Raw genomic sequence first — 20431 nt, 5'->3', positions numbered from 1 at the left:
AGTGCGGTGGTGTCGGGGCGAGAAAAAGCCCCGGCGATGCGGGGCTTGGAGGGGCATTAGGGGGCGAACCTCAGTGGAGGATATCCCCCATGAAATAGGCCAGCATGGTCAGGATGACGGTGAACACCAGGTTCAGTACCAGGCCGGCCCGCATCATCTCCCGTTGCTGGATATGGCCGCTGGCGAAGACGATGGCGTTGGGGGGCGTGGCCACCGGCAGCATGAAGGCACAGGAGGCGCCGACGGCGATCAGCACGGAGACCACGATGGGGGAGACCCCCAGAGCCTCGGCCACCCCGGCGAACAGCGGCACCAGCAGCGCGGCGGTGGCGGTGTTGGAGACCAGCTCGGTCAGGAACACCACGAAGGCGGCCAGGCAGAGCAGGATCACGAAGATGGGCATGGAGGAGAGGCCGCTGGAGAGGTGCTCCGCCAGGAAGGCGTTGGCCCCGGTCTGCTTGAGGATGGCGCTCAAGGTGAGACCACCCCCGAACAGCAGCAGCACGCCCCAGTCGGTGTTCTGGTTGATGTCATCCCAGCTGGCGACCCGGCTGACGGCGATGGCCAGGATAGCGCCCATGGCGATCAGGGTATCGAACTGGGGAATGCCGCCCAGCGCCTTGGCAAGAGGCTGGGATCCAATCCACAGCAGCACCGTGGTCAGGAAGATGGCCAGGGTCACTTTGCGCTGACCTGTCCATTCAATGGTGACCTGCTCGGTGCTCACCTGGTGGGAGAGATTGGGACGGGTCACCCAGTAGAGCAGGCCGATACCTACCGGCATGAAGATGATCACCACGGGGATGCCGAACTCCAGCCAGTCGGTGAAGCCCAAGCCCATCTGGGCGGCGGCGATGGCATTGGGGGGGCTGCCCACCAGGGTGCCGATGCCACCGATGCTGGCGCTATAGGCGACGCCAAGCAGCACGAAGACCAGGGTGCGGCGCTCCTTGTGAACGTCCAGCCCCTTCAGCATGCCGAGGGCCAGCGGCATCATCATGGCCGCGGTGGCGGTGTTGCTGATCCACATGGAGAGGGCGGCCGTGATGGTGAAGAGCACGATGGAAGCCCAGCCCAGGTGTCCCTTGGCGAGCTGCATCACCTTGCCGGCGATCTGGGTGTCGAGTCCCTGCTTGGAGAGGGCTGCCGCGAGGGCAAAGCCGCCAAAAAAGAGGAACAGGACGGGGTTGGCAAAGTCGGTCAGCGACTTGCTCATGTCGAACACCCCGAGCAGGGTGGCGAGCACCGGGATGGAGATGGCGGTGATGGTGATGTTCACGGCCTCGGTCAGCCAGAGGATGGCGATGAAGATCAGGATGGCCAGCCCCTTGTTGACCATGGGGTCAAACGGGAGCCATGCCAGCATGGCGCAGAGCAGGAGCAGATCCAGGATGACGATCCCGGACTTGATGTCCAGCCAGCGTGAGGGGGGAGTCGTAGGTACAGCCGATGTGTGCATAACGTTCTCTCGGTTAATTTATGGTTGTTGTTGTGATGCCGAGGTTACATTTATCCCCCTGTTTGAAACAGGGGGATATGGTCAAATCATGTGGCGACTCACAGAGTCAAGTGAAAATGGATCTTCAATCAAACAGAAATGAAACATTTTGTTTTCATTTGACGGGGGAGGTGAAGGAGAGCAGCCACTCCTTGAACAGGCTCTTGGGCAGGGCGCCGCTGCGCTGTGCCAGGATCTCCCCCCGCTGGAAGACCATCAGGGTAGGAATGCTGCGGATGCCATAGCGACCTGCGATGGCGGCCTCCTGCTCGGTATCGAGTTTCACGAAGCGAAGGCGGGGCTCAAGCTCCCGGGCGACCTCCTGAAAGACGGGGGCAAACTGGAGGCAGGGGCCACACCAGCTTGCCCAAAAGTCCACCACCACCGGGATGTCGGACTGGATCAGGGCATCGAAGCTGGCCTGACGCCCCGCCACCGGGGTTTGTTCGAAGAGGGGGTGACGGCAGCGGCCGCACTTCGCGTTTGAGTCTGCTTTTTCGACAGGCAGGCGGTTGCGGGTAAAGCATTGGCTACAATAGGTGGTGACAAGTGACATAATTGCTTCCTTATTTCATGGCCCGGCAACATCTTTATTGCAATCAAAGCGCCGACTAACGGTAACATAGCACTCAGTGGTTTTTCACAGTTGGCCTCCGGCCGTGACCTGATGTCACCGGATGGCCGACCATGACATGAGAATCGAGACGGGATGAAGAGTGTTGCACGGGCCAATCGTGTTGTCTTTGGCCTTATCATCGTATCGCTGGTGGGCTTTTCTGCCTATTGCTGGCAGTTGCTCAGCCAGCAGCAGCGTGCCTTCGATTTGAGCGTGGCGGCTGAGATGGTGCTCAATCGGGTCAATACCGATACCGTCTATCTGCTGGGGCGCGAGAAGGCCAGCGATGGCAGCGTACAGCAACGCCTGAGCCTGCTCTCCAGTCACCTGGACAGGTTCGTCAGGCTGGTGCACGAGGATCCGGAGTCGGTGGACGACCCCGGCTCCCAGGCGTTGCAGCGGGACATCGACGGTTATCTGCTGGATCTCGCCAGGCTCTACACCATGGAGATGACCATCGAGTATCTGGCTCCCCGCTTCCAGGGCCAGCTCAAGGCGTTGCAAGGCACCCTGCCGGTCGGTGAGGCGCAGTACCGCGACCTGACCGAACTCATGCGCCTGCACCACTACCTCAGACGCAGCTGGGATCAGAACGAGCAGCGGCAACTGCTGCAACTCCAGCAGCACCTGCTCGACCGCTATGGCGAGCAGCCGAGGGTCGCGGCCCTCGTTCGGCTGGGCCAGGAGTTCAATCAGCAGGTGATGGAGTACCATCGCCTGCGCAATCAGGTGGTGGAGATGAAGGGGCTGAGCTCGCTGCCCGCCTGGAAGCAGAGCAAGCTGGAGCGGGCCTCCTCTCTCAAGAGCCGCTTCTACCTGATGGTGCTGGGGGGAGCGCTGCTCTGCTTCTCGCTGGTGGCCGCGACCCTGTGGCGTCGCAACCAGAAGCTGAGCGAGCTCTCTCGCCATGCCGCGCTGCTGGCCCAGGCCAAGAGCGACTTCCTGGCCAACATGAGCCACGAGATCCGCACCCCCATGAATGCCATCATCGGCTTCAGCGCCCTGGCACTGCAAACCAGTCTGGATCCCCAGCAGCGGGACTATCTCAACAAGATCAAATCCTCGTCGGATACCTTGCTGCTGCTCATCAACGACATCCTGGATCTCACCAAGGTGGAGTCCGGCAAGCTGACTCTGGAGGAGATCGACTTCGATCTCAGCGAGCAGCTCGACTCCCTCGCCGCCATGTTCGCGGATCTGGCGGAGCGCAAGCACATCGAGGTCATCATCAACAAGTCTCCCGCCGTGCCCGACTTCCTGCGCGGGGATCCGCTGCGCCTCGGTCAGGTGCTGGTCAACCTGGTGAACAATGCCATCAAGTTCACCGAGCGGGGCGAGGTGGAGGTGGCCATTACGCTCACCAGCCAGCATCCCATGCGGGTCTGTTTCAGCGTGCGGGATACCGGCATCGGCATCGCCCCGGAGAAACAGGCCCAGCTGTTCCAGCCCTTTACCCAGCTGGAGGCGGGCAATACCCGCAAATATGGCGGCTCCGGGCTTGGCCTCAACATCTCCCAGCGGCTGGTGGGGCTGATGGGCGGGGAGATCACCGTGCAGAGCAAGCCCGGGGTGGGATCCACCTTCCTGTTCGAGATCCCCATCTCCCAGGCGGTGTACGGTGTCTCGGGGCGCCGGGTCTTCTTCGATCACCAGCCTCTGATCCTGATGATGGATGACAACGAGCTGGTGCTGGAGCTGGCCAAGGACATCCTGGGACGGGCGGGGGCGTCCGTCATCACGGTCAACAGCCTCTCCCGCGCCCGTCAGGTGCTGCGGGAAGAGGGGCATCACATCCGCCTCGCCATCCTCGACTGGCGCATGGGTCAGGAGGATGGCCTGGACTTGGCTCTCGAGATGTACCAGCACAGCCAGTGGCGGCGCCTGCCTGTCCTGATGACCAGCGCCTGGTCCAGGGAGGGGCTGCACGGGCGGATGGAGAGCATGGGACTGACCCATTTCCTGGCCAAGCCCATGACCGAAAACGCCTTGCTGGCCAAGGTGGACGAACTGCTCAACGGCAGCTCCCATGACAGCAAGGTCCGCCAGGCGGAGGCCCAGGGGGATCAGCAGCAGTTCCGGGAGCTGCTGCGCGGTACCCGGGTGCTGCTGGCCGAGGACAACCGGGTCAACCAGCAGCTCATTCTGGAGTACCTGCGCCGGGTGGAGGCCAAGGTCACCGTGGTGGACAACGGCCGCGAGGCGGTGGAGCAGGTGGCGGAGCAGCCGTTCGACGTCATCCTGATGGATCTGCAGATGCCGGTGCTGGACGGGCTGGATGCCACCCGCCAGATCCGCAAGATGGTGGACAAGCACGATGTGCCCATCATCGCCCTCACCGCCAGCGCCATGCCGGGGGACAGGGAGCGCTGCCTTGGCGTCGGCATGAACGGCTATGTCACCAAGCCGGTGAGCAAGCTCGATCTCTACAACAACCTGCTGCAATGGGTGAAGAGCAGCGGCGGGGAGCCCAAGGTGCCCATCGAGGTCAAGCCGCCGGCCCTCATGGGCGTGCTGGATCTGGAGGATGCCCTGCGCCGGCTGGAGCATGACAGGGAGGCGCTGCAGATCCTCTTCAAGCTGTTCCTCTCCGAGCACAAGGACGATCTGTGGGACATCCGCACCGCCCTGCGTCGCCAGCAGCCCGAAGTGGCGTGCCGCTTGCTGCATACCCTGAAGGGGGTGTCGGCCAACATCTCCGCTTCCCGCCTGCAACTGCTGGCCGGGGAACTGGAGTGGCGGCTGCGGCTGCAGGAGGAGCTGAGCGAGGGGGAGCTCAACCAGTTGCAGCAGGTCTTTACCCAGACCCGGGAGGAGGTCTCCCACTTCCTGCTCACCGGGGAGCAGCAGGAGTCGGTCGCCTTCCCGTTTTCGCCCCCCGACAAGCGGCTCTGAGGGAGGGCAAGATAGCAATCGTTCTCAAGTCACCCGCTTCAGGCTATGATGACCCACTCGTTCGCCCCCGCCAGGGGGCGATTGTATTGAGCTTCTCTTCACGATCACGCGGCAGCGCGCCGCGACCAAGGACTTCTCTGTGAGCGTATTTTTGCGGCTTGGCTGGTTTTTCAAGGATCAGTGGCGGCGTTATCTGGTGGCCATCTCCCTGCTGATGCTGGTGGCCCTGTTGACCGTGATCCCCCCCAAGGTGGTGGGCTGGGTGGTGGATGGCATCGCCAAGGGTGACTTGGACAGCGGCACCCTGACCGGCTATCTGGCGGGGCTTTTTGGCCTGGGACTGCTTATCTACCTGCTGCGCTACGTGTGGCGGGTCATGCTGTTCGGTGCCTCCTACCGGCTTGCCTACGTGCTGCGCAACCGGCTGTTCAGCCACTTCACCCGCATGAGCCCGGATTTCTACCAGCGCCACCGTACCGGTGATCTGATGGCCCACGCCACCAACGACATCCAGGCGGTGGAGATGACCGCAGGGGAAGGGGTGCTGACCCTGGTGGACTCCTTCATCGTCGGCATCCTGGTGCTCTCCATCATGTGCAGCCAGTACTCCTGGCAGCTGACCCTGCTCTCCCTGCTGCCCCTGCCGGTGATGGCCTTCTTCATGAACCGCTTCGGGACCCAGATCTACAAGGAGTTCAAGGCGGCTCAGGGGGCCTTCTCCCGCCTCAACAACAAGACCCAGGAGGCCCTATCCGGGGTACGGGTGCTCAAATCCTACACGGTCGAATCCCTGGAGGACGAGGGCTTTGCCGAGCTGACTCGTCAGGCGGGGGAGCGCAACATGGCGGTGGCCCGCATCGACGCCAAGTTCGACCCCGTGATTTACCTGTGCATCGGCTGCTCCTATTTTCTGGCGGTCGCAGGGGGCAGCGCCCTGGTGCTGCAAGACAAGCTGACTCTGGGGGAGCTCACCAGCTTCACCATGTACCTCGGCCAGCTCATTTGGCCCATGTTCGCCATCGCCTGGCTGTTCAACATCATCGAGCGGGGCAGCGCCGCCTACTCGCGCATCGAAAGCCTGCTGGGGGAGCGCAGCGACATCGAGGAGCCGGTCCATCCCGTGGCGCTGGCCTCGGCCTTTCCCTTGCGGGTGCAGGGACTGGGCTACCGGCTGGAGCAGCGCACCCTGTTGCAGGGGGTGGATGTCACCCTGCAGGCTGGCGCCATGCTGGGGATAGTGGGACGCACCGGGGCAGGCAAGAGCTCCCTGCTCAAGCTGCTGATGCGCCTGGCCAACCCCACGGCCGGGGAGATCCGCATGGGGGAGGTGCCCATCTCGCAACTGTCGCTGGGTGAGCTGCGCAGCCAGTTTGCCTATGTGCCCCAGGAGCCGTTTCTGTTCTCCACCACCATCGCGGCCAACATCGCCCTGGGCCGCCCCGAGGCGAGTCGGGAGGAGATTGAGCGGGTGGCGCGCATCGCCTGCGTGCACGACGACATCAGTCGCTTCCCCAAAGGGTATGAAACCGAGGTGGGGGAGAAGGGGGTGACCCTCTCCGGCGGTCAGAAGCAGCGTCTGGCCATCGCCCGCGCCCTGCTGCTGGATGCCCCTATCCTGGTGCTGGATGACGCCCTCTCGGCGGTGGATGCCCACACCGAGCAGCAGATCCTGCTGGCCCTCAAGGTCCACAAACGCACCCTGGTGCTGGTGAGCCACCGCATGACGGCGGTGGAGCAGGCGGACGAGATCCTGGTGCTGGAGCAGGGAGCGATCAGCGAGCGGGGCCGTCACGAGGCCCTGATGGCCAGGAACGGCTGGTACGCGGACATGGTCCGCTACCAGCGCCTGGAGCAGGACGTGGAGGAGAGCCTGTGAACAGGATGACAAGACCCCTGGTTTCCTTCACCCCCCGCCCGGCTCCCGCGATCGGAGAGGGGAGCAAAGAGAGTCAATTCCCGTGGAACCTTGCGCTGGAGGCAAGTCTGTGAATCCAACCATCAAACGGCTGCTCGCCTACTGCGCCAGCTACCCCCGCTGGCTGGTGCAGGCGGGCATCTGCCTGCTGCTCGCCACCGGCGCCGAGGTGGCGGGCCCCTTGCTCATCAAGCTCTTCATCGATGACTACCTGGCGCCGCGCCGGCTGGAGTGGGGCATCATCGCCGCCCTTGCCGCCGGTTATCTGGGGTTGCAGGTGTTGTCGGCGGCCGGCTTCTATCTGCAATCCCTGCGCTTCAACCGCATCGCCCAGGCGGTGGTGCAGCGCCTGCGTGAGCAGGTGTTCGCCACCGCCATCCGCCTGCCTGCCCGCTATTTCGACAAGCACCGCTCGGGCTCCCTCATCTCCCGCATCACCAACGACACCGAGGCGATCATGAACCTCTATGTCCAGGTGATAGGGCTCCTGGTGCAAAAAGTGGTGCTCCTGTGCGGCATCCTGCTCTCCATGGCGCTGCTGGACTTGCGCCTGATGCTGGTGTGCGCCACCCTGCTGCCGGCGGTGGGGGCCGTGATGTGGCTCTACCAGAAACTGAGCGTGCCCGTGGTGCGGGCGACCCGATCCTTGCTCTCCGACATCAACAGCCGTCTCAACGAGTCGTTGCAGGGGATGCCGGTGATCCAGGCCATGGTGCAGGAGCGCCACTTCGCCAATGCCTTTGCCGGGGTGAACCAGCAGCACTGGCAGGCGCGGATCAAGAGCCTCAAGATCAACGGCATCCTGCTGCGCCCCCTCATCGATCTCTTCTACATGATGGTGCTCATCGGTCTGCTGGCCCTGTTTGCCCACGAGGGGCTGAGCACGGCGGGGGCCATCCAGGTGGGGGTGCTTTACGCCTTCATCAGCTATCTGGGGCGGATGATCGAGCCCCTCATCGAGATGACCAACCAGCTCAACCAGTTGCAGCAGGCCATGGTGGCGGGGGAGCGGGTATTCGCCCTGCTCGATGAAACCCGCGAGAGCACCGACGGGGAGGTGCGCCCCCTGGAGGGACGGGTACGCTTCGACGGGGTGGGCTTCTCCTACGACGGGGAGCAGCAGGTACTGCAAGATGTGAGCTTTGCCACCCGGCCGGGCCAGATGCTGGCGCTGGTGGGCCACACCGGCAGCGGCAAGTCCACCATCATCAGCCTGCTGATGGGCTTCTACCCCCTGGATCGGGGGAGCATCCACTTCGATGATCACCCCATGAACGGCCTGGCCCTCTCGGCGGTGCGCCGCAGCATCGGCCTGGTGCAGCAGGATCCTTTCATCTTCGTCGGCACCCTGGCCGAGAACCTGCGCCTTGGGCGTGACGGCATCGAGGATGGCCGGCTCTGGCAGGCCCTGGAGGAGGTGCAGCTGGCCGATTTCGTGCGCCGCCTGCCCGATGGCCTGGCCACACTGATGGAGGAGGGGGGCAAGAACCTCTCCGCCGGCCAGCGCCAGCTGCTCTCCTTTGCCCGCGCCCTGGTGGGGGATCCGCGCATCCTCATCCTGGACGAGGCGACCGCGAGCGTGGACTCCCAGACCGAGCTCGCCCTCTCCCAGGCGCTCTCGGCGGCGCGCCGTGGCCGCACCACCATCGCCATCGCCCACCGTCTCTCCACCATTGTGGATGCCGATGAAATCCTGCTGCTCTCCCGCGGGTGGGTGAGCGAGCGCGGCACCCACGGCGAGCTGATGGCGCTGGGGGGGCATTATGCCCAGCTGTTCGAGATGCAGAGCCAGGGGGCCTGGCTTGAAGAGAAACGGGCCTGAGGCCCACCTAAAAAAACAGCCGGCATCTGCCGGCTGTTTTTTTGACTGGCGGGGTTACACCGTGACCTTGCTGCGGCTGACCAGCTTGGGCTCCAGGGGCGGGAAGTCATCGTTGAAGAAGGTATCCGCTTCTTCAATTTGTGCCTTGCGCTGCTTCTGGATGAAGCTGTCGAAGTCGCGCTTGATCTCGGGGTCCTTGAGGGCCTCGTAGTCGAACACGTTGGCGGCATAGAGGTAGTTGAAGTAGATGTCGACGAACTCGGCGCTGGCACAGGCGGAGGTGAACTTGCTGTTCTGGCGGTCGAAGTTGACGCGGTACTGCTTGATCTTCGGCACATAGACCAGCTCGTTGCCCACCTTGAACACTTCCACCGTGACCCCCACCGTGATGGTCTTGTAGAAGTCCTTGTTGTTCTCCACCCCGAAGCGGATGGCATCCCCCTGCTTTTGCAGGAACTTGTTGAAGCTGGCCAGCGCCGTGGTGCCCTGGCTCACCACCACGTCCATGATGAAGTTGATGAAGTCGGTGGCGATGCTGAGCCCCTTGATGTGGCGGCTGTAGCTCTGCTGATCGATCTTGCTCGGCCCCATCAGGGGGATCTTGGAGAGGGCCCTGGCCCAGAGATCCGCGTCCGTCTTGTACTGCTCGCCATAGGCTTCGGCGTAACGGTTGATGTAGGCGGTGACCACGGAGGTGATGGCGATGAGGTAGGCCTTCTGCTCCGCCAGCTTGGCCATGACGGCGGGATCGTCCAGCAGCTCGTTGGCCACGATGAACTCCACCAGGCCGTCCTTGTCGGCATAGGGATCATTGCCCACCGCCCGGACGGTATCGGGCAGATTGACGTCGTTGAAGAAGGCCTCGGCCTCGGCGAACTGATCATGGTTGCTCAGGCGGTTGGCCGGTGCCTCGCGCACCAGCTGGCAGAGCACCAGCTCGGCCTCGTAGTCCGACTCGCGCCACAGGGGGGCCTGCAACTGGTTGCCGAAGGTCTTCTTGTAGGCGAGGTTGAAGTCAAACAGCACCGAACTGCAGCCGCAATCCATGGCGAAGTCGACGGTGTAGCTCAGCGGCCCGGTGGGCAGGGGCTTGCTCATCTTCCCCTTGGCGCTGAGGTTGGCATAGCACTTGAGGTACTCCCGGCCAAACAGCTCGTAGGCACGGTTGTTGTTGAAGTTGAGCTGGAAAGTACCGGCGCTCTCGCCCCCGTTGAACAACTGTTGCACGTGACTCATCTCTCTATCCTTATGGTGAGATTGGTAGACGGGTTGACCCGGTGCCGAGTGGCTACTTCCGGGCCAGCAACAGCCTAGCGAGGGAGAGGGGGTTTGGTTACTGCGAATAATCCCAGTGGCGGGGGCGGGATCCTGGGCTAGCCCCCTGACGGGGAGTATTTCTCGTTGTGTTTCATTCGGATATGGCTGTCATGGTCCCGTCATCCGGGGCGGGACCTTGATAAAAATCGGAAAAAGGGGAAAAGAGAGGCGACCCGGGATCAGGAAAGGCCGGTTTTATCATTTGCCAGGTAAATAGAACCCAGCCATTGCATGAATTTTGCAAATACCCTTTGGGGGGCCGCTCACAGGGATGGCACGGGAGGCTTGTCTATCGGGAAGCAGGCTGGCAACATTTGCGTCACATTCACTCATCGGATCAGTTTGCAATGGACCTGCAACGCCTCAAAGGCAACCTCGCCCTGCGTCTGTTCGCCTGGCGTTACATTCCCGTCATTGGTTTCTGTGCCCCCGTCATCGAGCAGATGGACGCCAGGGCGCTGCGCATCCGCATTCCGCTGGGCTGGCGCACCCGCAACCACCTGGGCAGCATGTATTTCGGGGCGCTCGCCACCGGTGCCGACCTGGTGGGAGGGCTCCTGGTCATGGAGAAGGGGCGGGCGCGGCGCAAGAAGGTGCATTTCGCCTTCAAGGATGTGCAGGGGGAGTTTTTGAAGCGCCCGGAGGGGGACGTGCAGTTTGATTGCGCGGCGGGGGAGCTTATCGACGCCATGATCGACGAGTCCCTGGCGAGCGGTCAGCGCATCAACCGCCCCATCCAGGTGGTGGCCACCTGCCCGTCGCGCAACGGCGATGAGGCCATGGCCCGCTTCGTGCTGACCCTCTCCATCAAGGCCAGCTGAAGGCCAGAGGGCGCTTGGCGCCCTTGTTCAAGCCGGGATCAGAGGATCTCGGGGCTGACGCCTTCTTTCACGACCACCTTCATGCCGTTGAAGTTGACCACCTGCTCGGCGACTATCTTGCAGCGTTTGCGGGTCTCGACCTGACCGTCCACTTCCACCAGGCCCTCGGCGACCAGCGCCTTGGCGGCACCGCCACAATCGGCCCAACCCTGATGCTTGATCAGGTCACACAAGGCAACGAAGGGGTGACCTTCGAGCAGAAACGTCTCCATGGGAAATCCTCTAGCTGGATGAATGGCTGAAACAGCGGGGGGTCATTCTAGGCAGTTAGGCGGGGCAGGGAAAGGGCCCGGGCCGAATTGCCCCGAAAAAGGGGCGAGCACAGGCAAAAAAACCAGCCCGACCGGGCTGGTTGTGTCTCTGGGGGCCACTGGCGCTCAAGGGAGTTTCACCACCGCTTCCCCCGTCACGGCGAGGGCGCCGCCCTGGGTGAAGATGCGGGTGGCCAGGGTGGCGATGGGCTTGTCGCTTCGAAGGGCAATCACCTCCACCTCCGCCGTCACCTCGTCCCCCACGAACACCGGCAGTTTGAAGCCGAGGCTCTGGCCCAGGTAGATGCTCCCCTTGCCTGGCAACTGCTGACCGAGCAGCCCGGAGAAGAGGCTCGCCAGCAACATGCCGTGGACGATGGGGCGCTCGAACACCGTCGTGGCGGCGAAGTCCGGGTCCAGGTGCAGGGGATTGAAATCCTCCGAGAGGCCGGCGAAGGCCGCCACCTCGGCCGGGCCGAAGCGCTTGGTCAGGCTGGCTTTCTGGCCCACGGCAAGGGGTTGTGTACTCATGCGGGTTCCTCTTCTTGCTTCCTGACGCCGGCAAACACCGGATTGAGCCGTACCTTGACGTAGCTGCCGGGGGCTGCCTCCAGCCCCTCGACAGGCTGCCGGGCGGGGACGGGCTCTGCCTCGTCACGGTCTTTGATAAAGCGCATCATCTCGGGCCACCAGGAGCCGCTCTGGTGGGTCGCCCCCGCCAGCCACTGCGTCGGGCTGTCCGCCTCGGCCTCGCTCTGCCAGAAGCCGTATTTGTTGGCATCCGGCGGATTGATGATGCCGGCGATGTGCCCGGATTCGGCCAGAATGAAGCGCCGCTCGCCCCCGAACAGCGCCATGCCCTGCCAGGTCCCCTGCCAGAGGGCGATGTGATCGTCCACGGCGGACACCAGCAGCACCGGGGTCTTCACCTTGGCGAGATCGATGCGGGTGTGGCGGATCCGAAGTTCCCCCTTCACCAGCTGGTTTTCCAGGTAGAGTCGGCGCAGCAGGCTGTTGTGGGTCTTGCCCGCCACGTTGGTGCTGTCGCTGTTCCAGTGCAGCAGATCGAACGCCACCGGGCTCTGGCCCTTGAGGTAGCTGTCAATGTAGTAGTTCCAGTAGAGGCTGTTCTCCCGCAGCAGACTGAAGGAGACCGCCAGCTGGCGCCCGTCCATGATGCCCCTGGCCTCGTTCTGGGCTTCCAGCGCCGCGATGATGGGCTCGTGGATGAAGATGCCAAGCTCCCCGGGCTGGGAGAAGTCCAGCAGGGTGGTGAACAGGGTGGCGCTGCGCACCCGCTGCTTCTGGCGCCGCGCCGCCAGCCAGCCCATGGCGAGTGACAATGCAGTGCCACCGATGCAGTAGCCGATGCCGTGCACCTCCCGCTCGCCGGTGGCCGCCTCCACGGCGTCCAGGGCGGCGATGACCCCGTCCACCACGTAGTCGTCGAGATCGATGTCGGCCTGGGCCGGCCCCGGGTTGCGCCAGGAGATCATGAAGACCGTCTGCCCCTGGGCGACCAGCCAGGCCACCAGGGAGTTCTGGGGGCGCATGTCCATGATGTAGTACTTGTTGATGAAGGGGGGCACGACCAGCACCGGGGTCTTGCCCACCGTCGCCGTGGTCGGGCTGTACTGGATGAGCTCAAAGAGCTCGGTGCGCAGCACTACCCGGCCCGGGGTGGTCGCCAGATCCCGGCCGAGCTCGAAGGCGGACTCGTCGGTCAGGCGGATGTTGAGGTGATCGGCGCTGCGCTCCAGATCTTCGGCCAGGAGCGCAAGGCCGCGCACCAGATTCTGGCCGTCGGACTCCAGGGTGAGCTTGAGCAGCTCCGGGTTGGTGGCCAGGAAGTTGCTGGGAGCCATGGCGTTGACGTACTGGCGGGTGAAAAAGCGCAGTCGCTCCCGGCTCTTCTCGGGCACGCCCTCCAGGGCATCCACCGCCGCCAGCAGGTGTCTTGCGGTCAGCAGATAGGATTGCTTGAGGTAGTCATAGAGGGGTTGCTCGCTCCAGGCCTCGGCCTTGAAGCGGCGATCGCTGCGATCCGGGGTGATCACCGGCTCGCTCGGCTGGCCTGCACTCTTGAGCAGGGTGTGCTGCATCAGCTTGAGCTGATCCTGCCACCAGTTCATCTGGGACTGGATCAGCTGCCAGGGCTGCTGGCTGCCCTGCTCCAGCACCTGGCCCAGATCGTCCAGACTGGTCTGCAGCAGGGCCTGGGCCGTGCGCTCGGTCTGGGCTCTGGCCATGGCCAGCAGCTTGTCGTTGTAGTGGGCCAGGGCCTCGAACAGCGGGCCGTAAGATGATTGGCTCATGTGTTCTCCTTCACCCACGCCCGAGGCGGGCACTTGCCCGTTCTGTCGAGTCGTAGGGAGATGTGGCTGCCCGCAAGACGGGCAGCCAGGGGTTATCAGGCCTTGCCCGTGCTCTTCTTGATGCCATCTGCGGTCAGGGCATCCAGCTCTTCCTTGAACTGCTGGCCGAGGGCGTTGAGCTTCTGGATGTCATCCAGCATCTGGCGGGAGAGCTGGCTGGCGCTCTCCAGCTGCACGGTGCCGAGGGCCGCCAGGCTCTGGGCATCCTGCACCTTGCCGACGGCCTACAACTGGTTGAGCCCCAGTTCGGCGTAGGCATTGGCGGACGCCAGTTGCAACCGGGTCAGCTGTTCGATGTTGCTGGCCAGCAGCTGGTTGTAGCGGGGGAGGGGAGCGGCAAAGCCTTGCATCTGCTCGGTAAAGCTCTTGATCACGTCCATATTCATCATGGGTCTCCGGTTCGGCAGAACACTGTTTTTGCGGGTCAATCGACCCTTCTTGCGGGTACAGCACGTCATCCCTGTGTTACGTGTTGTTTGCTCTGTTCAAACACACGTTTGAGCATTCTGCAACCAATCCACCTTTGGTATAAATGGCATAAATGTTAGTTTCTGTTTGAATTTTCCAATCCGCCGAGAGAGCCATCCCCGGGTTCAGACGAGAGGTGACGCAGGGCAGGGGGCGGGGTCTCGTTCCCCGGGGCCTGCGCTGGTACCCTTGAGCCACACCCTCTTCACAAGGAATCCCCGATGAAACCGTTCGCCCTGCTGCTCGGCTGTGGTGCCCTGACCCTCGCCGGTGTCGCCCAGGCCAGCACGCCGGTCCAGATCTCCCTGCCCGGTGTCAACCTGCCCTCGTCCAATCAGGTGGAAGGGGCACGGGCTTCCTTCCTCTACGGCCGCACCGGCCAGGTGAAGGGGATCGATCTGCCGGTGTTCGCCCTCTCCGACGTGGATCAGTTCACCGGCCTGCAGCTTGGTGTGTTCTTTGGCGCGAGCCGGGTGCGCCACCAGTTTGGCGGGGTCGCCATCAACGCCGTCAACTGGCACGAAGGGCAGGATACCGGCCTCAATCTGGGCTTCGTCAACCTGACCAACAATGTGAAGGGGCTCAACTGGGGGGCGGTCAACATCGCCCAGGGCAATGCCCTGGCCAACGTCGGCTTCGTCAACTATGCCGAACGCACCACCTTCCAGCTGGGATTCGTCAATGCCACCAAGCACCTGGACGGCTTGCAGATTGGTCTGGCCAACTACGCCGAGAACGGCATCTTCCCCATTCTGCCCCTGATCAACTTCAAGAAATCCTTCTAGGGACCAACTTGCCTTTGCTTTAGGAGGGGCAGCCATTACCCTGTGCTCCATCAAGGCTGCACAGAGGTAACAGGGGCATGACAACGGAACACATGGACGCCATCGGCATCGGCTGGGACGTGAGGGGCTGGCAGGGCAATGCCCAGGCGGTGGCGGTGGTGGGTTGGCAGGCCCGGGAGTCGCGTCTGCACTGGCTCGGGATCTCCCCCCTGTTTCGGCTGAGCTCCCGGGTCGCGCCGGATCTGGATGCCCTGCTGCGCCCGGCCCTGCAAGACGAGGTGGCGCTGATGCAGGTGCTGGCCTGCCCGCGACTTGCTCTCGGCATCGATGCGCCCCTGGCCTTTCCCCGCGCCCTCGCCGATCTGCTGGCGGGGCGGGGGAGCGGCTTTCCCGTGCCTCAGCGGGAGATTGACAACCCTTACGCCTACCGGGATTGCGAGCGCTGGCTCCATCAGCACTATGGCAAGAAGCCCCTCTCCGCCACCTTCGACAGGCTCGGCAACAACGCCACCCTGGCCCTCTCCATGCTGCCGCGCCTCGGGGATCTGCAACTGGTGCCAAAACAGGCGAGGGCTGCCGGGCGCGCGGTGCTGGAGGTCTATCCCGCCCTGGCCAAAATGGGGGGCAAAGCCTCTGCGGTGCGGCCCGAGCTGCAACCCCACCTGCCGGTGTCCCTCATCCCTGGAACGGATCCCTATGATGCCGCGCTCTGCGCCCTGATGGCCCTGCAATATGCGGCCGAAGGGGCCGTCACCTCGCTGCCTGCCCTGGTGGACCTGCCGGACGAGATGGCACCGGACGAAGGCTGGGTCTACCACTTCGCCCGGGATTGAGACGCCCAAGGGCACTGCGCTCCCTCTGACGACTGCTGGCGACTCGCTGTAGTCACGGCACTGGTGACGTGACTTGCTGTCGCCACTGCGTATGGCTTGTCGTTGCCACGGTGTCAGGCAAGGGTAGGCCGCCTTTGTCCTGTGATCTTCCGACGTCTCCTTGACCTTGCCCTTGTTGCCTTATTTTGCGACTGCCGACTGCCGACTGCCGACTGCCGACTGGTGCCTTTCCATCGGACCTCATCCTTGATCCCGATTGTTTGTGGTTGGTTGAAAAATCACCTCATATGCCATCAGACAAGAGGCATCCAGGTACATTTATCACCCCGCAGCAGCGGGGGAGATGGCTCCAGGGTTGTGCAGAAACAGGGTAGCGGCGGTCAAATATGCGGCAGGTTAAGCCTGCTGAAGCATAAATAGGGAGTCATGGCGTTAATTGCTGGAAGAGCCGTCTCTTCATCCGATATATTGCCTCTTTTCCTCAGGTTTCTTGTGCGGTGGTGTCGATGAAACGCATTCTCTCTATCCAGTCCCACGTGGTGTTTGGCTGTGCCGGCAACAGCGCAGCCGTGTTCCCCATGCGCCGTCTCGGCATGGAGGTGTGGCCCATCAATACGGTGCAGTTCTCCAACCACACCCAGTACGAGGCGGGTTGGCAGGGAATGGCAATGCCGGTGGGCCACATTGCCGCCCTGTGCCAGGGGCTTTGCAATATCGAGGTGCTGGCGCGCTGCGATGCGGTGCTGAGCGGCTATCTGGGCTCGGCGGAGCAGGGGGACGAGATCCTGGCGGTGGTGGCGGCGGTGAAACGAGCCAATCCGGCGGCCCTCTATTTCTGCGATCCCGTGATGGGGCATCCGGAGAAGGGGTGTATCGTCGCCCCGGGCGTCACCCGCTTTCTCACCGAGCAGGCCCTGCCGGTGGCGGACATCATGGCCCCCAATCTGCTGGAGCTGGAGACCCTGTGCGATGTCCATCTGACAACCCTGGCCCAGACCCGGGTCGCCGCACACCAGTTGCTGGAGAAGGGGGTGAAGATGGTGCTGGTCAAGCACCTGGGTCGCGCCGCCAGCGTCCCCGGCCGCTTCGAGATGCTGCTTGCCACCCCCGAGGGAGACTATCTGATCGCCCGTCCCCTTTACGATTTCGCGCGCCAACCGGTGGGCGTGGGGGATCTCATCAGTGCCCTGATGCTGGCCAACCTGCAGGCGGGATATGATGGGGTGAGCGCCTTCGAGCGCACCAACGCCGCGGTGGATGCGGTGCTGCGACAGACCTGGGAGGCGAATGCCTACGAGCTGCAGCTCATCGCGGCCCAGAGCGCCTTTGCCGAGCCGCAGATTGCCCACAGGGCCGAGCGACTGGCCTGACGCCATTGATCAGTCCGTGACGGGACTGTCTGATCAAGGTTCAGCTTGCGGCGCTGATCGGTGTTGCATCCTGAAAATGTTCGACCCTGGGGAAGGGGTCGTAGAAGTGGTGCAGCAGGGCCTTCCACTCCTGGTACCGGGGGGAGCCCCTGAACCCCCGGGTGTGATCTTCCAGCCGTTCCCACTGCACCAGCAGCAGATAGTGATGGGGATCGTCCAGGGCACGCTGCAACTGGTGGCCCAGGTAGCCGGGCATGGCGCTGATGATGTGCTGGGCCCGGGCGAAGGCCTGCTCGAAGTCAGTGGCATTGCCGGGAATGATCTGCAGATGGGCGACTTCCAATATCATGATGGCTCCTTGCCGATGAGTCTGATTGAACCAAAAACCTATGTACGCCGAGCCTTGGAGGGGGCAAGACCGGCACGCTGTCCGGTCTTGCCAGGCCGTCTGCCTCAGAGCTGCTTGTAGAAGAACTGGGTGGCGGCGAGGGTGCCGTCCCCATTGCGGGCGAAGTCCGGGATCTGGCCGGCCTCCTGATAGCCGAGCTGGCGATAGAGGCTGGAGGCCACGTCGCCGACCCGGGTATCCAGCACCAGCAAGGTACGCCTGGCGTCCCGGGCCCCTTGCTCCATGGCGTTCATCAGGGCGCGGCCCACCCCCTTGCCACGGGCCTGGCTGTGGACCATCAGCTTTTCCACTTCGGCCCTGTGGCCCCCGTTGGCCTTGGTGCACAGGGAGAGCTGCAGGGCGCCCACCAGATGGTGCTGATCAAACGCCACCCAGAGCTTGCGCACTCCATCCGCCAGCTCCCCCTCGATGCCTTGCCAGTACGCCAGCCCCTGTTCTTCCTGCAGGGGAGGCAGAAAGCCCACCGAGGCACCGCTGGCCACGCAATCTTGCAGCAGGGCGATCAGCGCCGGTTTGATGCCTCTGGTGCTCTCGACCTCAAGGATCTCCATTGAATGTCCTCATCTTCTCTCTTGGCCCACGTGGGGGATTAACGTCTCGGGCGCGGACTCTCCTGCCGGTGCCATCATCATCCGGTCAGGTGCGCCGTCTCTTAATGGATCAGTCCCTGCGCTGCCAGCCACTGGAACAGCAGGCGGGAGACGGGGGAGACTTCGGCCAGGTGGCGGCTGTCCAGCCAGCGCAGCTCGGCGATCTCCGCCGAGGCGACGGGCGTGCCGTCGGCGTCCCCCGTGTAGCAACGCAGATTGACATTCACCCCTTGCGGCTTGCCGTCCGCCTGGGCGCTGAACTCGCAGGAGAACGCGAGGGTGTCGGGTTTCAGGGTGACCGCGAGCTCTTCCTCGATTTCACGAACGAGGGCCGCCTCGTCGCTCTCGCCCGGCTCGCGCTTGCCCCCCGGAATGTAGTAGATGTCCTTGCCGTGGGAGCGGGCGCACAGCAGCTGTCCCTCCTTGAAGGTCAACCAGGCGAGTTTGTCGATCATGGGCAGATTCCTCTTGTTGCCGCTTGTCAAAGGGGGGCTCGCTGCTCGCACAGGGTGCGATAGGAGCGGGTTTCCCGCATCTCGGGCGCCAGTCCCAGCCGGCTAGCGAGCGCCAGCAACTGCGCGCGGTAGGCGGGCAGGGCGGCCTCGTCGTCAGTCATGATGGCGAGCTCGGCAAAATCACCGACACCTGCCAGGTGATCCACCGTGACGTGGAAGGCCCCCAGAAAATAGATGCTGCGCCGCTTGTCGATGGTCAGTACCGGCTGGTAGCCCAGGGTGCGCACCATGCTGGTCGCCTTGTCCGCATCGGTGATGTTGACCGCCTCGCAGCGATCGGGTCCGGGCCCTTTGACTATCCAGAGCCGGATGCCGCTGGGGGCCATGGTGCGGATGATCAGGCTCTTCTCCTCCCGGGCCAGGGCGCCATCTGCCGTGTCGAAGTAGCAGTCCTGCTCATGATTGTCCGCCACCATCACCTCGGGGCCGAGGGCCGTGAGGGTATGCACAAAGGCGGCGCTGTCCGTCAGGCGGTATTTGAACTCCACCTCGAAGCGCCCCTGAAAGTGGGTGGTCATGGCCTTGCGACGGCTCCCGAACGGCAAATGAATAGGGCAGCCTAGCAAAAGTGCCGGGCTCTCCCAAGCATCGGGATCACAGCTTCGCATTGACTGCAGACTTTATGACCAGATGGTGAGGGAAAATCCGCCCTGGTGCACAGCTTGTGGCCCGGTGGCTGGGCGCCGTCCGGGGGCTGTGCTCTAATAAGCTCCCTCTTTGGCGGTATTGCCGCCCTGAACAACGACAACGAGGCGGCGGCCCCGGCCGCGCCAGTGGAGCCACAGATGCAGATCACCTCACAGACCCCCTTTATCGGACTGGGCGTGGCGGGCAACTTCGCCGGTCACCTGGAGCAGGCAGGGGAGGCGGCGGATTTCGTCGCCGTCAAGGTTGACGACAAGGTCGCCCCCAAGGCGCTGTTCCCCTTCTATGTGCCGAACCATCCCGGCCAGCTCGGGGTCTTTCCCCTGAGCGGCGAGGCCATCTTCCTGCCGGAGGCGGCGGTGAGCGGGGACGAAAAGGTGCAGATTGAACCCGAGGTGGCACTGTGGTGCGAGCTGGAGTACACGGGGGAGCAGGTGGTGGCCATCCATCCCAAGGCGTTTGGCGCCTACAACGACTGCTCCATCCGTCGCCCCAATGCCAACAAGATCAGCGAGAAGAAGAACTGGGGTGAAGAGAGCAAGGGGCTGGCTGCGAACCTGCTGCCCCTGACCCACTTTGCCGCAGGATGCGAGCTCGATGACTACCGCATCGCCTGCTACCTGGAGCGCGGCGGCGAGCTGCACCCCTACGGGATCGACAGCGCGGCGGTGGATTACAGTTATTTCCACGGTCAGTTGCTGGCGTGGGCCATCGACAAGTTCAACCATCAGCAGGACGAAGGCCCGGCCGAGCATATCCAGGGGCTGCTGACCCAGGCGGGGCGCCCGGCCCATGCACTCATCAGCATTGGTGCCACCCGCTATACCCCCTTTGGCGAGACCCACTTCCTCGCCCCCGGTGACACCGCCTGCGTGGTGGTCTACCCCGCCAGTCGCTACGACGAGCAGGATATCCAGGAGGCCATCCGAGCCCGCCGCTTCGGGCCGGATGTCTCCGTGCTGCTGCAGGCGGTCAAGACCCGCTAATCCTGTCGTCAGGCCCGCTTCGGCGGGCCTGACTGTTTTTAAGCACAGCGCAGCCCGTTCCCTGTCGGCTTTCTACCCCCTGTTTGCATACCCTCTATACCTACCGCACGCCATGCCAAGCGCATGATGTTCCTCGATCCTGTTCGCGCTCCGCCATCTGCCTCCCGTGCCCTGAACCGTGCACCTCGAAAGCCGATTGCAGTGGCTGGATATAACAGTATGATTTGCCACAAGAAGTCCATTCTGCCTGCAAGGATCCCGAG

The 20431-nt window shown here is 63.4% G+C and carries 18 protein-coding genes and 1 pseudogene; 8 read left to right on the top strand and 11 right to left on the bottom strand.

Features of this window, described 5'->3' with window-relative positions; all coding sequences use genetic code 11:
• Positions 1 to 70: 70 nt before the first annotated feature.
• On the bottom strand, positions 71 to 1459 hold the full coding sequence (locus C2U37_RS20665; RefSeq protein WP_041215077.1) for an SLC13 family permease: 1389 nt from the start codon (positions 1457 to 1459) through the stop codon (positions 71 to 73).
• Positions 1460 to 1613: 154 nt separating this feature from the next.
• Positions 1614 to 2054, bottom strand: a complete 441-nt coding sequence (gene trxC / locus C2U37_RS20660; RefSeq protein ID WP_041211504.1) for a thioredoxin TrxC — start codon at positions 2052 to 2054, stop codon at positions 1614 to 1616.
• A 153-nt stretch (positions 2055 to 2207) separates the two neighbouring features.
• Here trxC and C2U37_RS20655 point away from each other — a divergent pair, with 153 nt between their 5' ends.
• The 3 genes from C2U37_RS20655 to C2U37_RS20645 all read left to right on the top strand — a co-directional run bounded on the left by C2U37_RS20655 (position 2208) and on the right by C2U37_RS20645 (position 8743).
• Positions 2208 to 5006 carry a hybrid sensor histidine kinase/response regulator gene (locus C2U37_RS20655; RefSeq protein ID WP_041211503.1) on the top strand — a complete coding sequence of 933 codons (2799 nt, stop codon included), beginning with the start codon at positions 2208 to 2210 and terminating at the stop codon, positions 5004 to 5006.
• A 139-nt stretch (positions 5007 to 5145) separates the two neighbouring features.
• Positions 5146 to 6882 (top strand): ABC transporter transmembrane domain-containing protein, encoded by a 1737-nt coding sequence (locus C2U37_RS20650; RefSeq protein ID WP_104452977.1) that lies wholly within the window; start codon positions 5146 to 5148, stop codon positions 6880 to 6882.
• Positions 6883 to 6991: 109 nt separating this feature from the next.
• Positions 6992 to 8743, top strand: coding sequence for an ABC transporter transmembrane domain-containing protein (locus C2U37_RS20645; protein ID WP_043155177.1), 1752 nt, complete (start codon positions 6992 to 6994; stop codon positions 8741 to 8743).
• Positions 8744 to 8797: 54 nt separating this feature from the next.
• Here the strand turns inward: C2U37_RS20645 and C2U37_RS20640 are convergent, their stop codons facing one another.
• Positions 8798 to 9979, bottom strand: coding sequence for a hypothetical protein (locus C2U37_RS20640; RefSeq protein WP_042016562.1), 1182 nt, complete (start codon positions 9977 to 9979; stop codon positions 8798 to 8800).
• A gap of 428 nt (positions 9980 to 10407) precedes the next feature.
• Here C2U37_RS20640 and C2U37_RS20635 point away from each other — a divergent pair, with 428 nt between their 5' ends.
• Positions 10408 to 10881, top strand: coding sequence for a DUF4442 domain-containing protein (locus C2U37_RS20635; RefSeq protein ID WP_104452976.1), 474 nt, complete (start codon positions 10408 to 10410; stop codon positions 10879 to 10881).
• Between the two features lie 38 nt (positions 10882 to 10919).
• Here the strand turns inward: C2U37_RS20635 and ybcJ are convergent, their stop codons facing one another.
• The 4 genes and pseudogenes from ybcJ to C2U37_RS20615 all read right to left on the bottom strand — a co-directional run bounded on the left by ybcJ (position 10920) and on the right by C2U37_RS20615 (position 13953).
• Positions 10920 to 11153, bottom strand: coding sequence for a ribosome-associated protein YbcJ (gene ybcJ, locus C2U37_RS20630; RefSeq protein ID WP_010674882.1), 234 nt, complete (start codon positions 11151 to 11153; stop codon positions 10920 to 10922).
• Positions 11154 to 11318: 165 nt separating this feature from the next.
• Positions 11319 to 11723 (bottom strand): MaoC family dehydratase, encoded by a 405-nt coding sequence (locus C2U37_RS20625; RefSeq protein WP_104452975.1) that lies wholly within the window; start codon positions 11721 to 11723, stop codon positions 11319 to 11321.
• Complete coding sequence (locus tag C2U37_RS20620; RefSeq protein ID WP_104452974.1) at positions 11720 to 13507, bottom strand: class I poly(R)-hydroxyalkanoic acid synthase; 1788 nt, start codon at positions 13505 to 13507, stop codon at positions 11720 to 11722. Before C2U37_RS20620 ends, C2U37_RS20625 begins: the two co-directional genes overlap by 4 nt.
• Positions 13508 to 13602: 95 nt before the next feature.
• A pseudogene (locus tag C2U37_RS20615) lies at positions 13603 to 13953 on the bottom strand (phasin family protein).
• 303 nt (positions 13954 to 14256) lie between these two features.
• Between C2U37_RS20615 and C2U37_RS20610 the strand changes: the two are divergent.
• The 3 genes from C2U37_RS20610 to pdxY all read left to right on the top strand — a co-directional run bounded on the left by C2U37_RS20610 (position 14257) and on the right by pdxY (position 17023).
• Positions 14257 to 14820 (top strand): VC2662 family protein, encoded by a 564-nt coding sequence (locus tag C2U37_RS20610; RefSeq protein WP_010674879.1) that lies wholly within the window; start codon positions 14257 to 14259, stop codon positions 14818 to 14820.
• Between the two features lie 77 nt (positions 14821 to 14897).
• Positions 14898 to 15653, top strand: coding sequence for a DUF429 domain-containing protein (locus tag C2U37_RS20605; protein WP_104452973.1), 756 nt, complete (start codon positions 14898 to 14900; stop codon positions 15651 to 15653).
• Positions 15654 to 16159: 506 nt separating this feature from the next.
• Positions 16160 to 17023 (top strand): pyridoxal kinase PdxY, encoded by an 864-nt coding sequence (gene pdxY, locus C2U37_RS20600; RefSeq protein WP_104452972.1) that lies wholly within the window; start codon positions 16160 to 16162, stop codon positions 17021 to 17023.
• A 40-nt stretch (positions 17024 to 17063) separates the two neighbouring features.
• Here the strand turns inward: pdxY and C2U37_RS20595 are convergent, their stop codons facing one another.
• From C2U37_RS20595 to C2U37_RS20580, 4 genes are all read right to left on the bottom strand, one after another.
• Positions 17064 to 17372, bottom strand: coding sequence for an antibiotic biosynthesis monooxygenase family protein (locus C2U37_RS20595; protein WP_104452971.1), 309 nt, complete (start codon positions 17370 to 17372; stop codon positions 17064 to 17066).
• A gap of 104 nt (positions 17373 to 17476) precedes the next feature.
• Positions 17477 to 17983, bottom strand: a complete 507-nt coding sequence (locus tag C2U37_RS20590; protein ID WP_010674875.1) for a GNAT family N-acetyltransferase — start codon at positions 17981 to 17983, stop codon at positions 17477 to 17479.
• Positions 17984 to 18084: 101 nt separating this feature from the next.
• Entirely contained in the window at positions 18085 to 18477 is a 393-nt protein-coding gene (locus tag C2U37_RS20585; protein WP_042863933.1) for an NUDIX hydrolase, read from the bottom strand.
• Positions 18478 to 18503: 26 nt separating this feature from the next.
• On the bottom strand, positions 18504 to 19055 hold the full coding sequence (locus C2U37_RS20580) for a class IV adenylate cyclase (protein ID WP_042016569.1): 552 nt from the start codon (positions 19053 to 19055) through the stop codon (positions 18504 to 18506).
• Positions 19056 to 19322: 267 nt separating this feature from the next.
• Here C2U37_RS20580 and C2U37_RS20575 point away from each other — a divergent pair, with 267 nt between their 5' ends.
• Positions 19323 to 20168, top strand: coding sequence for a DUF5718 family protein (locus C2U37_RS20575; RefSeq protein WP_104452970.1), 846 nt, complete (start codon positions 19323 to 19325; stop codon positions 20166 to 20168).
• Positions 20169 to 20431: the final 263 nt, after the last annotated feature.

Source organism: Aeromonas sp. ASNIH1 (genome assembly GCF_002934285.1).
GTDB classification, from domain to species: domain Bacteria; phylum Pseudomonadota; class Gammaproteobacteria; order Enterobacterales; family Aeromonadaceae; genus Aeromonas; species Aeromonas caviae.
Note: the sequence above shows the minus strand (reverse complement) of the source record. Positions and strands in the feature narration are given on the sequence as shown.

Coding starts and splice junctions, on each gene's coding strand:
- pdxY (WP_104452972.1), top strand. CDS start 16,160: ATGAAACGCATTCTCTCTATCCAGTCCCACGTGGTGTTTGGCTGTGCC.
- C2U37_RS20635 (WP_104452976.1), top strand. CDS start 10,408: ATGGACCTGCAACGCCTCAAAGGCAACCTCGCCCTGCGTCTGTTCGCC.
- C2U37_RS20575 (WP_104452970.1), top strand. CDS start 19,323: ATGCAGATCACCTCACAGACCCCCTTTATCGGACTGGGCGTGGCGGGC.
- trxC (WP_041211504.1), bottom strand. CDS start 2,054: ATGTCACTTGTCACCACCTATTGTAGCCAATGCTTTACCCGCAACCGC.
- ybcJ (WP_010674882.1), bottom strand. CDS start 11,153: ATGGAGACGTTTCTGCTCGAAGGTCACCCCTTCGTTGCCTTGTGTGAC.
- C2U37_RS20640 (WP_042016562.1), bottom strand. CDS start 9,979: ATGAGTCACGTGCAACAGTTGTTCAACGGGGGCGAGAGCGCCGGTACT.
- C2U37_RS20580 (WP_042016569.1), bottom strand. CDS start 19,055: ATGACCACCCACTTTCAGGGGCGCTTCGAGGTGGAGTTCAAATACCGC.
- C2U37_RS20595 (WP_104452971.1), bottom strand. CDS start 17,372: ATGATATTGGAAGTCGCCCATCTGCAGATCATTCCCGGCAATGCCACT.
- C2U37_RS20605 (WP_104452973.1), top strand. CDS start 14,898: ATGACAACGGAACACATGGACGCCATCGGCATCGGCTGGGACGTGAGG.
- C2U37_RS20655 (WP_041211503.1), top strand. CDS start 2,208: ATGAAGAGTGTTGCACGGGCCAATCGTGTTGTCTTTGGCCTTATCATC.
- C2U37_RS20620 (WP_104452974.1), bottom strand. CDS start 13,507: ATGAGCCAATCATCTTACGGCCCGCTGTTCGAGGCCCTGGCCCACTAC.
- C2U37_RS20610 (WP_010674879.1), top strand. CDS start 14,257: ATGAAACCGTTCGCCCTGCTGCTCGGCTGTGGTGCCCTGACCCTCGCC.
- C2U37_RS20585 (WP_042863933.1), bottom strand. CDS start 18,477: ATGATCGACAAACTCGCCTGGTTGACCTTCAAGGAGGGACAGCTGCTG.
- C2U37_RS20625 (WP_104452975.1), bottom strand. CDS start 11,723: ATGAGTACACAACCCCTTGCCGTGGGCCAGAAAGCCAGCCTGACCAAG.
- C2U37_RS20665 (WP_041215077.1), bottom strand. CDS start 1,459: ATGCACACATCGGCTGTACCTACGACTCCCCCCTCACGCTGGCTGGAC.
- C2U37_RS20590 (WP_010674875.1), bottom strand. CDS start 17,983: ATGGAGATCCTTGAGGTCGAGAGCACCAGAGGCATCAAACCGGCGCTG.